This is a genomic window from Streptomyces sp. G5(2025) (genome assembly GCF_049542075.1).
In the GTDB taxonomy this organism is placed as follows: domain Bacteria; phylum Actinomycetota; class Actinomycetes; order Streptomycetales; family Streptomycetaceae; genus Streptomyces.
In genome coordinates, this window is record NZ_JBMUZT010000006.1 from 4,445,939 (window position 1) to 4,457,500 (window position 11,562).

9 protein-coding genes and 2 pseudogenes (1 of these 11 running past the window's edge) are annotated in these 11,562 nt (G+C 71.6%); 8 read left to right on the forward strand and 3 right to left on the reverse strand.

Features of this window, described 5'->3' with window-relative positions; translation table 11 throughout:
- Positions 1-20: 20 nt before the first annotated feature.
- Complete coding sequence (locus ACOBQB_RS31010) at positions 21-818, reverse strand: hypothetical protein (RefSeq protein WP_423598878.1); 798 nt, start codon at positions 816-818, stop codon at positions 21-23.
- 311 nt (positions 819-1,129) lie between these two features.
- Here ACOBQB_RS31010 and ACOBQB_RS31015 point away from each other — a divergent pair, with 311 nt between their 5' ends.
- The 5 genes and pseudogenes from ACOBQB_RS31015 (at position 1,130) to ACOBQB_RS31035 (ending at position 5,905) form a co-directional block, all read left to right on the forward strand.
- A complete protein-coding gene (locus ACOBQB_RS31015) occupies positions 1,130-2,065 on the forward strand; it encodes a Ppx/GppA family phosphatase (protein WP_423596370.1) in 936 nt (311 codons plus the stop codon).
- Positions 2,066-2,135: 70 nt separating this feature from the next.
- Complete coding sequence (locus ACOBQB_RS31020) at positions 2,136-2,960, forward strand: sugar phosphate isomerase/epimerase family protein (protein WP_423596372.1); 825 nt, start codon at positions 2,136-2,138, stop codon at positions 2,958-2,960.
- Positions 2,957-3,425 (forward strand): annotated as a pseudogene (locus ACOBQB_RS31025) (TetR/AcrR family transcriptional regulator); the annotation flags it as partial. The gene ACOBQB_RS31020 and the pseudogene ACOBQB_RS31025, both read left to right, overlap by 4 nt.
- 216 nt (positions 3,426-3,641) lie before the next feature.
- The gene (ilvD, locus tag ACOBQB_RS31030; protein ID WP_423596374.1) at positions 3,642-5,495 is read left to right on the forward strand and encodes a dihydroxy-acid dehydratase; all 1,854 of its coding nucleotides are present in this window, start codon (positions 3,642-3,644) and stop codon (positions 5,493-5,495) included.
- A gap of 110 nt (positions 5,496-5,605) precedes the next feature.
- Positions 5,606-5,905: an SH3 domain-containing protein gene (locus tag ACOBQB_RS31035; RefSeq protein WP_423596376.1), complete on the forward strand. Its 300-nt coding sequence runs from the start codon at positions 5,606-5,608 to the stop codon at positions 5,903-5,905.
- Positions 5,906-5,995: 90 nt separating this feature from the next.
- Here ACOBQB_RS31035 and ACOBQB_RS31040 read toward each other — a convergent pair whose 3' ends face one another.
- Positions 5,996-8,407, reverse strand: a complete 2,412-nt coding sequence (locus tag ACOBQB_RS31040) for a protein kinase domain-containing protein (RefSeq protein WP_423596378.1) — start codon at positions 8,405-8,407, stop codon at positions 5,996-5,998.
- A 234-nt stretch (positions 8,408-8,641) separates the two neighbouring features.
- Between ACOBQB_RS31040 and ACOBQB_RS31045 the strand changes: the two genes are divergently transcribed.
- The 3 genes and pseudogenes from ACOBQB_RS31045 to proC all read left to right on the forward strand — a co-directional run bounded on the left by ACOBQB_RS31045 (position 8,642) and on the right by proC (position 10,216).
- Entirely contained in the window at positions 8,642-9,124 is a 483-nt protein-coding gene (locus tag ACOBQB_RS31045; protein WP_423596380.1) for an EamA/RhaT family transporter, read from the forward strand.
- Positions 9,125-9,181: 57 nt separating this feature from the next.
- Positions 9,182-9,301: pseudogene (locus tag ACOBQB_RS31050) on the forward strand (ABC transporter permease); the annotation flags it as partial.
- A 90-nt stretch (positions 9,302-9,391) separates the two neighbouring features.
- Positions 9,392-10,216: a pyrroline-5-carboxylate reductase gene (proC, locus tag ACOBQB_RS31055; protein WP_423596382.1), complete on the forward strand. Its 825-nt coding sequence runs from the start codon at positions 9,392-9,394 to the stop codon at positions 10,214-10,216.
- A gap of 447 nt (positions 10,217-10,663) precedes the next feature.
- Here proC and trpS read toward each other — a convergent pair whose 3' ends face one another.
- Positions 10,664-11,562, reverse strand: partial view of a tryptophan--tRNA ligase gene (gene trpS / locus ACOBQB_RS31060; RefSeq protein WP_423596384.1) — the 3' portion only. It continues 112 nt past the right edge of the window; only the last 899 of its 1,011 coding nucleotides appear in the window; its start codon lies beyond the right edge, outside the window; its stop codon occupies positions 10,664-10,666.

The following is an 11,562-nucleotide window of genomic DNA, read 5'->3' on the forward strand; positions in this document are numbered from 1 at the left end:
CTCCGCGCCCCTCACGGCGCCTACCGGGTCCGGGCCGGATCCGCCGGGTGCGGTGCCAGAAGCGGGAGTTGCGAGGCGAGGCGCTCCTCGCACAGCTCCACCAGGCGGTCGTAGCCCTCCTTGCCCATCATTTCGATCAGCTCGGGGCGGTAGGAGACGTACACCGGGTCACCCGCGCCGTGCGCCGAGGTCGCCGACGTGCACCACCAGTGCAGGTCGTGGCCGCCGGGGCCCCAGCCGCGCCGGTCGTACTCACCGATCGACACCTGTAGGACACGTGTGTCATCGGGCCGGTCGATCCACTCGTACGTCCTGCGCACCGGCAGCTGCCAGCAGACGTCCGGCTTCGTCTCCAGGGGCTCGCGGCCCTCCCGGAGCGCCAGGATGTGCAGCGAGCAGCCCGCGCCGCCCGCGAAGCCGGGGCGGTTCTGGAAGATGCACGAGCCGTTGTACGGACGGGTCTGGCGGTCGCCGTCCTCGTCCGTGGCGACCCAGCCGGTCTCCCGGCCCACGTCGTGGTGCTGCCAGATGTCGGGCGTGAGCCGCTCCACGTACGCGGCCACGCGCTTCTCGTCGTCCTCGTCCGAGAAGTGCGCGCCCAGCGTGCAGCAGCCGTCGTCGGCGCGGCCCGCCTGGATGCCCTGGCAGCCGCTGCCGAAGATGCAGTTCCAGCGGGAGGTCAGCCAGGTCAGGTCGCAGCGGAAGATCTGCTCGTCGTCCGCGGGGTCGGGGAACTCCACCCAGGCCCGGGCGAAGTCCAGGCCCTTCTCGTCCGGTTCGCCCCGGCCGGTCCTCGCCGGCTTGCCGGACTTCCCGATCTCCTCGGCCTTCTCGGGCCGCCCGGCCTTCACGGTGTTCTCGGGCTTCACGGCTCGCCCTGACTTGTCGGCCTTGCCTGACTTGTTCGGCTTACCCGACTTGTCCGTCGTTTTCTCCTTGCCCTGACTTCCCACCTTCTCCAGCTCCCCTTGCTTCGTCGGCTCCTGGGGCCCGGGCGGCTTGGGCGACGACTTCCCCGACTTCGATTTGTCGGCCTTCGTCTTTTTCGTCTTTGGCACAACTCCAGGGTATGCGTGCGGTGAGCCGCCCGGGGCCAGCCGGGAGGCCCACGCGGCGTAGCGTTCCGTACATGAGACTCGGTGTCCTCGACGTGGGGTCGAACACGGTGCATCTGCTCGTGGTCGACGCCCATCCCGGCGCGCGCCCCCTGCCCGCGCACTCGCACAAGGCCGACCTGCGCCTGGCCCAACTCCTCGACCCCGTAGGGGCGATCGGCCCCGACGGCGTCGACCGCCTGGTCGCCACCGTACGCGCGGCCATGGAGGCCGCCGAGGACAAGGGCGTGGAGGAAGTGCTGCCCTTCGCCACCTCCGCGGTGCGCGAGGCGACCAACGCCGACGACGTCCTGGCCCGGGTCAGAGAGGAGACCGGCGTCGACCTCCAGGTGCTCTCCGGCGAGGAGGAGGCCAAGCTCACGTTCCTTGCCGCCCGGCGCTGGTTCGGCTGGTCCGCGGGCAAGCTGTTCCTCCTGGACATCGGCGGCGGCTCGCTGGAGATCGCGTACGGCATGAACGAGGAGCCGGACTGCGCGGTCAGCCTGCCGCTCGGCGCCGGCAGGCTCACCGCGGCCTGGCTGCCGACGGATCCGCCGGATCCCTCCGACGTGAAGGCGCTGCGGCGGCACGTGCGCGCCCAGATCGCCCGGACCGTCGGGGAGTTTGCCCGCTTCGGCGCCCCCGACCACATCGTGGCCACGTCGAAGACGTTCAAGCAGCTCGCCCGCCTCGCGGGTGCCGCGCGCTCGGCCGACGGTCTCTACGTACAGCGCGAACTGAAGCGGAAGTCCCTGGAGGACTGGGTGCCGCAGCTCGCCGCGATGACCACGCAGGAGCGCGCGGAGCTGCCCGGTGTCTCCGACGGGCGGGCCGGGCAGCTGCTCGCCGGGGCGCTCGTCGCGGAGGGCGCGATGGACCTCTTCGGGGTCGAGACCGTGGAGATCTGCCCGTGGGCGCTGCGTGAGGGCGTGATCCTGCGGCGGCTCGACCACCTGCCGCCGACTCCGTGAGCGGGCCCCGGGGCCTGGTGAGATGAGGCCACCTGCCCGGCGTGCGGGCGCGGCCCGTACGCTGTCCTTCGTGGCAGAACCAGTGGTGCGCATCCCGGATGCGAAGGTCGCCCTGTCGACGGCCTCGGTCTATCCGGAGTCGACGGCGACGGCCTTCGAGATCGCCGCGCGCCTCGGCTACGACGGCGTCGAGGTCATGGTCTGGACCGACCCCGTCAGCCAGGACATCGAGGCCCTGCGCAGGCTGAGCGACTACCACCAGATCCCGATCCTCGCCGTTCACGCCCCGTGCCTGCTGATCACGCAGCGCGTCTGGTCCACCGACCCGTGGGTCAAGCTCCAGCGCGCCAGGGCCGCCGCCGAGAAGCTCGACGCGTCCACGGTCGTGGTGCACCCGCCCTTCCGTTGGCAGCGGAACTACGCGCGCGACTTCGTCGACGGGATCTGGCGCATGGCCGACGAGACCGACGTGCGCTTCGCCGTCGAGAACATGTACCCCTGGCGCTACCGCGACCGCGAGATGCTCGCCTACGCCCCCGACTGGGACGTCACCAAGGACGACTACCGCCACTTCACCGTCGACCTCTCGCACACCGCGACGGCCCGCACGGACGCCATGGACATGATCGGCCGCATGGGCGACCGCCTCGGTCACGTCCACCTCGCCGACGGCAAGGGCTCCGCCAAGGACGAACACCTCGTCCCCGGCCGCGGCACCCAGCCGTGCGCCGAGCTCCTGGAGCGCCTGGCGACCACCGGCTTCGACGGGCACGTCGTCATCGAGGTCAACACGCGGCGTGCGATGTCCAGTGCCGAACGCGAGGCCGACCTTGCCGAGGCGCTCGCCTTCACGCGGCTGCATCTGGCGTCGGCGGTCAAGGTGCCCCGCTCATGACCTCCGCCGGCGCGCCGTCGGGGCCCGCCGCCCCGCGCCGCCGGGGACGTCCCTCTCGTACGCAGTCCGAGACCGGGCCCGCCACGCGCGACCGCATCCTCCAGGCGGCCCGCGACGCATTCTCCGAACGGGGATGCGAGACGCATTCTCCGAACGCGGATACGAGAAGACGTCCGTGCGCGGCATCGCCAAGGCCGCCGGGGTGGGCCCGGCGCTCGTGCACCACTACTTCGGTACGAAGGAGCAGGTCTTCGAGGCAGCCGTCACCCTCGCCTTGGCGCCCGCGCTGGAAGCGCCCGCCGCCGTCGAGGAGGGGCCGCTCGACGGGGTCGGCGAGCGCCTGACCCGCTTCGTCTTCGGCGTGTGGGAGACCCCGCCACGCGCGCCCCGCTGCTCGCCGTCGTGCGCTCCGCGATGAACAACGCCACGGCCGCCGCGGTCTTCCGCCGCCTCATCGTCGCCCAGCGGGTGGCGCCGGTGGTGCAGGGGCAGCCGACGGGGGCGTGAGCTGCCAGGCCACGCGCCCCGGGCGCGCGGTCAGGGCGTGAGCCCGGGAACGTACAACCGGACCCCGCTCGCCCGCCGAGACACCCGTCCCGCCATCCGGACACACTGTCCAGATCCTGGAGCCGCGGCGTACGCTCGACAGCAGCCCCATCTCTTACGAAGGAGCGAGCGACGATGCCCGAGCTCAGGTCCCGCACAGTCACCCACGGCCGCAACATGGCGGGCGCCCGCGCCCTTATGCGCGCCTCCGGTGTACCCGGGGCCGACATCGGGCGGAAGCCGATCATCGCCGTGGCCAACTCCTTCACGGAGTTCGTGCCGGGCCACACCCACCTCCAGCCGGTCGGCCGCATCGTCTCCGACGCGATCCGCGAGGCGGGCGGCATCCCCCGCGAGTTCAACACCATCGCCGTGGACGACGGCATCGCGATGGGCCACGGCGGCATGCTGTACTCCCTGCCCTCGCGCGACCTGATCGCCGACTCGGTCGAGTACATGGTCGAGGCCCACTGCGCCGACGCCCTGATCTGCATCTCCAACTGCGACAAGATCACCCCCGGCATGCTGATGGCGGCCCTGCGCCTCAACATCCCGACGGTCTTCGTCTCCGGCGGCCCGATGGAGGCCGGTCAGGCCACCCTCGTCGACGGCACGGTCCGCAAGCTCGACCTGGTCAACGCGATCAGCGACGCCGTCGACGAAAGCATCTCGGACGAGGACATCCTCCGTATCGAGGAGAACGCCTGTCCGACCTGCGGCTCCTGTTCCGGCATGTTCACCGCCAACTCGATGAACTGCCTGACCGAGGCCATCGGCCTCTCCCTGCCGGGCAACGGCTCGGTCCTCGCCACCCACACCGCCCGTAAGGAGCTGTACGAGCGCGCGGGCCGGACCGTCGTCGACATCACCAAGCGGTACTACGACGGTGACGACGCCTCCGTGCTGCCGCGCAGCATCGCCACCCACGCCGCGTTCGAGAACGCCATGGCGCTCGACATCGCGATGGGCGGCTCGACCAACACGATCCTGCACCTGCTCGCCGCAGCCCGCGAGGCCGAGGTGGAGTACGACCTGACCGACATCGACGCCGTCTCGCGCCGCGTCCCCTGCCTGGCCAAGGTCGCCCCGAACGCCGCGCCCACCACGACGTACTACATGGAGGACGTGCACCGCGCCGGCGGCATCCCCGCCCTCCTCGGCGAGCTGTACCGCGGCGGCCTGCTCAACGAGGACGTGCACACCGTCCACTCGCCCTCCATCAAGGAGTGGCTGGACACCTGGGACGTCCGCTCCGGCGCCGCCTCCGAGGAGGCCGTGGAGCTGTGGCACGCGGCGCCCGGCTGCAAGCGCTCCGCCGAGGCCTTCTCGCAGTCCGAGCGCTGGGACACCCTCGACACGGACGCCGCGAACGGCTGCATCCGCGACGTCGCCCACGCCTACTCCAAGGACGGCGGACTCGGCGTCCTCAAGGGCAACATCGCCGTGGACGGCTGCGTCGTGAAGACGGCGGGCGTCGACGAGTCGATCTGGACCTTCGAGGGTCCCGCGGTCGTCTGCGACTCGCAGGAAGAGGCCGTCGAGAAGATCCTCAACAAGGCCGTCAAGGAAGGCGACGTGGTCGTCATCCGCTACGAAGGCCCCAAGGGCGGCCCGGGCATGCAGGAGATGCTCTACCCGACGTCCTTCCTGAAGGGCCGCGGCCTCGGCAAGGTCTGCGCCCTGGTCACCGACGGCCGCTTCTCCGGCGGCACGTCGGGCCTGTCGATCGGGCACGCCTCGCCCGAGGCGGCGTCCGGCGGCACGATCGCGCTGGTCGAGGACGGCGACCGCATCCGCATCGACATCCCGGGCCGCTCGATCGAACTCCTCGTCGATGACGCGGAGCTGGACCGCCGCCGCGAGGCCCTCGGCGGCGTGTACGAACCCAAGGCGCGCGAGCGCAAGGTCTCGGCGGCGCTGCGCGCGTACGCGGCGATGGCGACCAGCGCCGACAAGGGCGCGGTGCGGGACGTGTCGAAGCTCGGCTGAACCGGCGAGAACCCCGGGAGAATCCCCAGAAACCGTTTGCGGCGCGGGCGCGTCCTTGGTGTGAGGAACACGCCAAGGGCGGCCCGCGCCGCCGGTTACGGGGGAGCACGATGAGCGAGAACGTCATCACACCAGAGAGCGCCGAGGCCACGGGGGTCGAGGCGGCGGCCGCCGGGACGTACGCGATCGCCGCGGACGTCAACGTCCGCTCGGGGCCCGGCACGTCGTACGCCAAGGTCGGCCGGCTGAGCGCCGGTACCCGCGTCACCATCCACTGCCAGAAGCCGGGCGAGACGGTCACCGGCCCGACCGGCACCTCGAAGCTGTGGGACCGGATCGGCAGCGGCCGCTACGTCTCGGACACGTACGTCCGCACGGGCAGCGACGGCTACGTGGCGCCGCGCTGCTGAGCACACCCGACCGCCGGCCATGCTGCGGCCGGTGCTCAGCCCGCCGCCGGGGCCCGGCCTCTCAGCCGGACTTCGGCGGCTTTCGTCACGTCAGCCGGACTTCGGCGGCTTCGTCACGTCGAACGCGAACACGGTGTTCTTGGCCGCCGTCACGACCACCAGGCGGCCCGCGACGACCACGCGCGGCTCGGCGTTCGTCTCGCCCGCCACGCCGTCGGCCCGCGGCCCCGTGGACAACAGAGGCTTGCCCTTGTGCGAGGAGAGCACGGCGACCCGGCCGCTGGCCGAGCTGAAGTACAACGCCCCGTCATCGCCCAGGACGGGCCCCGAGGCGCCCTCGACGTCCGTCTGCCGGGCCCACTTCTTCCTGCCGGTCGCCGGGTCGAACGCCGTGACGAGGCCTGTCCGCCCGCTGAGGAAGACGGTGCCGTCGGCCATGCCGGGCGTCCCCTCGTACACCTTCGGCAGCCGTGCGTACGTGGTGTTGTGCGAGGCCCGGTCCACCCGCACGACCTCGTCGTAGCCGACCGTCGCCGGGCCCTCCTGACGCTGGTGGAGGAGTACGAGGCTGTCGCCGGCGGTGCCGACCGGCTGGGCGGGGCCCTTGAGAGGGATCGCCTGGCCCAGGCTGCCCGAGGCCAGGTCGGTGACGTGCAGGACGGGGTGGCGTACCGCGCCGGAGGCGAGCTCGGCGTCCGGCGCGCACATCGCGTACAGCCGCGTCCCCGCCGGGACGGGGGCGCACTGCTCGCCCACGGGGAACGGCCGGCGCCAGAGGACCTTCCCGGTGTGCGCCTGCCGGGCCTCGAACCGCGAGTTGGACGCATCGACCGTCACCACGGTGGAGTTCAGCACCACGGCGTCCTGCGTACGTCCCGTGACGGCCGTCGACTGGGCGCCGGACGGCACGGACCACAGCTCCGTGCCCTTGTCCGCGTCGATGGCCACCACTTCGGTCTGCGGATCGCCCGGCGCGTCCTCGGCCGCGAAGCGGTAACCGAGCACCGTGTCGTCAGTGACGCCCACGAGGTGCATGCCCTGGACGGGAACTCCAGGGCTTTTCTCCGTCCAGACCCGGGAACCGTCGGAGGCCCTGATGCGGGTCGCGACGACGCCCCCGCCCCCACAGAACAGGGCGTCGCCGCGCGCCTCGCAGCGCAACTCGTCCGGGATGTCCGCGCGGCCGCCGGGCACGGTCTTGCGCCACGGCTTGAAGCCGTCCGGGAGGGGTGCTCCGGTGGCGGCGACGGTGCGGCCGCCGTCACCTCCCTTGCCGGAGCCACCCGTACCGCCCGGCTCACCGGAGACATCGGTGTTCATCAGCGCGACACCGCCACCGATCGCGGCGACGGCGACGGCGGCGGCGAGCACCTTGCGGAGGCGGCGGCGGGGCCGAGGGCGGTTGTGGTCGTCGGTGACCTCGCGCTTGCCATGAGCCGAGAGGTCGGTGGGGGACGAGAGGTCGGTGCGGGCCGAGATGTCAGTGGGGGAGGTGGGGGAGGTGAGGGCCGCGGGGGACTCAGGGGACTCAGGGGAGGTGGGGGCCGCGGGGGACTTGGGTGACTCAGGGGGCGCGGGGGACGCATCCGGCGGCGCGGAGGTGCTCGGCGGTGGGGTGTCCTGCCCGGCCAGATGGTGCTGTGTGGCCGTCTCGCGCGTGCAGCGCGCACCGCTCCCGGCCGCCGCGCCACCGAGATCCGTGGGCAGGTCCCGCAGTCGTACGAGCAGCTCGTCCGCCGAGGGCCGGTCCTTCGGATCCTTCGCCAGGCACGGCTCGACCACCGCCCGCAGCGCGGCCGGGACCGAGCCCAGCGACGGCGGCTCGTGCACGACTTGATACGCCGTCATGTAGGGGCTGTCCGCGTCGAAGGGGCCCTGCCCTGTTGCCGCGTAGACCAGCAGCGTGCCCAGCGAGAACACGTCCGAGCGCGGCCCGACGCCGCGCGGCGCCTGCAACTGTTCCGGCGACATGAACGGCGGCGTGCCGATCACCCGCCCCGTCATCGTCAGCGTCTGCTGGTCCGCCGCGCGTGAGATGCCGAAGTCGATGACCCGCGGCCCCTCGGGGGAGAGGACCACGTTGGACGGCTTGAGGTCCCGGTGCACGACCCCCGCGCGGTGGATGTCACGCAGCGCCTCGGTGAGGCCGATGGACAGGGTGCGCAACTCGGCGCCGCCGATCGGGCCCTGCTTGGCGATGCGCTGCGCGAGGGTGTGGCCCTCGATGTACGTGGTCGCCATCCACGGATGCGAGGCTTCCGGATCGGCGTCGATGACGGCCGCGGTGAAGGCGCCGCTGACCCGGCGGGCGGCGGCGATCTCCTGCCGGAAGCGGATGCGGAACTCGTCGTCGTCCGCGAACTGCTGGTGGATCAGTTTGATCGCCACGGGGCGCCCCGAAGCCGTACGCGCCAGGAAGACCGTACCCATGCCGCCCGAGCCGAGCCGCGCCTCCAGCGGATAGCCGCCGATCTCCTCCGGATCTCCTCCACGGAGCGACACTGTCCCGACCTCCCCGTGATCCCCCGTTACGTCTTACGCCGCCCAAACTAGCTGCCGGATGGCAGGAGAGGACAAGGAGGGGGACGAATAGGGCGCGCCGCCCCGCGCCGTCCCGCGCCGTCCCCGCGCCGTCCCCGCGCCGTCCCCGCGCAGTCCCGTGCCGTCCCGTCCATCCCGTGCCGTCTCGGGCGGTCGTTCGGTCGGGCACGGCGCCCGGCGGGCGATAATCAAACGGTGAGCGACGAACCCACCACCCCCGGCCCGCAGCCCGAGCCCATCCGCTTCTTCGGGACGACGTGGCTCGCCCACGACGGCGGCTACGGCGTCCGCCGCGCCGCTGTCGCCGTGGGCTCGCTCCTGGCGGCGGCCGCGGGCTGCTTCGTACTGCGCTTCGCCTACGAAGGCCTGTCCATCGCGGACGTCGGTACGTTCGTCAACCTCCTCGTCGTCGTGATGTTCGCGATCTGTAGCGTGATCGCCTTCCGCCGTACCTGGGAGGGCTTCGCCAAGCGCCATGACCCGGCGTCCCAGGCCTCGATGCGCGGCCTGCTGACCATCGGCTTCATCGGCGTCCTCCTCGCCCACTTCTTCCGCTCCCTGACAGAGGCCCCGGGCGAACAGCTCCACCGCGAGGAGTACGAGAGGGCCCGCGAGCAGTACGCGAAGCGCGCGTCCCGGCGGACGGGAAACCCTTCGCGCAAAAAGCGGAAGGCTTGAAGTCTCGGAGCCCTGAGAGCCCTGAGAGCCCCGAGAGCCCTGACCTGCTGGTCGCGGGAAGTCCTCCGCCACCCCGACATCACCGGCGACTTCGTACGCGACGCCCTCATCGTCGCCGTCTGTGCCCTGCTGGTCCTGTGCCTGGGCGCGGCCACTCTGCGCCGCCGCACGGCGTGAACGGGGGTCCGCCCACCGGACAACCCCGCCGCCCCCGGCACCCCAGTGGGAGGATGGCACCCGGACGACGCAACCCGGAGGCCCCCGTTCATGAGCAGCAACACGAGCCAGAAAGTCGCAGTCCTCGGCACCGGAAAGATCGGTGAAGCCCTGCTCAGCGGCATGATCCGCGGCGGCTGGGCCCCCGCCGACCTCCTCGTCACCACCCGCCGCCAGGAACGCGCCGACGAACTCCGCACCCGCTACGGCGTCACCCCCGTCAGCAACGCCGACGCCGCCAAGCAGGCCGACACCCTCATCCTCGCCTGCAAGCCCCAGGACATGGCGAAGCTGCTCGACGAACTCGCCCCGCACGTCACCGCCGACCGCCTCGTCATCAGCGCCGCCGCGGGCATCACCACCGCCTTCATCGAAGAGCGCCTGGCCGACAACACCCCGGTCGTCCGCGTCATGCCGAACACGCCTGTCCTCGTCGACGAGGGCATGTCCGTCATCTCCGCCGGCGGCCACGCCACCGCGGACGCGCTCGCCCACGCCGAGGCGATCTTCGGTGCGGTCGGCAAGACGCTGCGGGTGCCGGAGGCACAGCAGGACGCCTGCACGGCGCTGTCCGGCTCGGGGCCGGCCTACTTCTACTTCCTCGTCGAGGCCATGACCGACGCGGGCATCCTGCTCGGCCTTCCCCGCGACAAGGCGCACGACCTGATCGTCCAGGCGGCGGTCGGCGCGTCCGTCATGCTCCGCGACAGCGGCGAACACCCGGTGAAGCTCCGCGAGAACGTCACCTCCCCTGCCGGTACGACGATCAACGCCATCCGTGAACTGGAGAACCACGGAGTACGCGCGGCGCTCATCGCCGCCCTGGAGGCCGCACGCGACCGCAGCCGCGAGCTGGCCTCCGGCAACAACAACTAACTCCGCCTCTGCTTTCTCCGTCCCCCGAATCAGCCGCAGGGCCCGGCCGCCCGTGAGCCGACCGCTCGTGAGCCGACCGTCCGTGAGCCGACCGTCCGCGGGTTGGCCGCCGCGGGCCTCCGTCGTGGGTTGGCTGCTGCCTCGGGACCGGCCGTCGTGAGTCGAGGCCGCCTCTCGTCCGGCCGCGGTGGGTGGTGTCGCCTTCGGTGCGTCGTGTGGGCGGGGCCGTGGGGGTATGTCCGTGCTCGCCATCTTGGCGCGGGCGCCTCGGTGCTCATCGGCTCCGGCACGGTGTTCCACTGTGCTCCGCGCGCACATACCCCCACGTCCCCTCGGCCGCGCTCGCGACTGCGGCCCGTCGCAGCTTGCCCTTGCTCGCACACGGTCCATGTGACCCACGTCCCCCTCCAAGCCCTGCCCTGACAGTCCGCCCCGATTCCTCCGCGCCTACCGCACGTCGTTCACCGGCGGCAGCAGCCCGATCGCCCGATAGGCACCGTCCACCGTCGGCTTGGCCATCGCCCTGGCCTGCTCAGCTCCCCGCCGCAACACCCCCTCTACATACGCGGGATCCGCCATCAGTTCCTTGTGCCGCTCCTGCACGGGCCTGAGCAGCTCGACCACGGCATCGGCGGTGTCGGTTTTCAGTGCGCCGTACGACTCGTATACACCGCTCAAGGCTTCTGGGTTCCCACCTTGGCAAGCGGCGAGGATCTCCAGCAGATTCGAGACCCCCGGCCGGGCCCCCCGGTCGTACACGACCTCGCTGCCGCTGTCGGTGACGGCCCGCAGGACCTTCTTCCGTACGACCTCGGGTTCGTCCAGCAGATAGATGATCCCGGCCCCCGCCTCATGGGACTTGCCCATCTTCGACGTCGGGTCCTGAAGGTCCATGACCCGCGCCGCCACCTTGGGCGGAGTGGCGCGCGGCACGACGAACGTGTGTCCGTACCGCTGGTTGAACCGCACCGCCAGGTCCCGCGTGAGCTCGACGTGCTGCGTCTGGTCGTCACCGACCGGCACCTCATCCGCCCCGTACGCCAGGATGTCCGCCGCCATGAGCGCGGGATAGGTGAGCAGCGACAGCCGCACGCTTCCGCCGCTCGCCCGCTCACGGACGGACTTCTCCTTGTACTGGATCATGCGGCGCATCTCGCCGTCCGTGGCGACGCACTCCAGCAGATACGAGAGCCGGGCGTGCTCGTCCACATGACTCTGTACGAAGACGGTGGCCAGCTCGGGATCGATCCCCGATGCGAGCATCAGCGTCGCCGCCTGCCTACTGAGCCTGCGTACCCGGCCGGGATCGTGCTCCACCGTCAGCGCGTGCAGATCGACGACGCTGA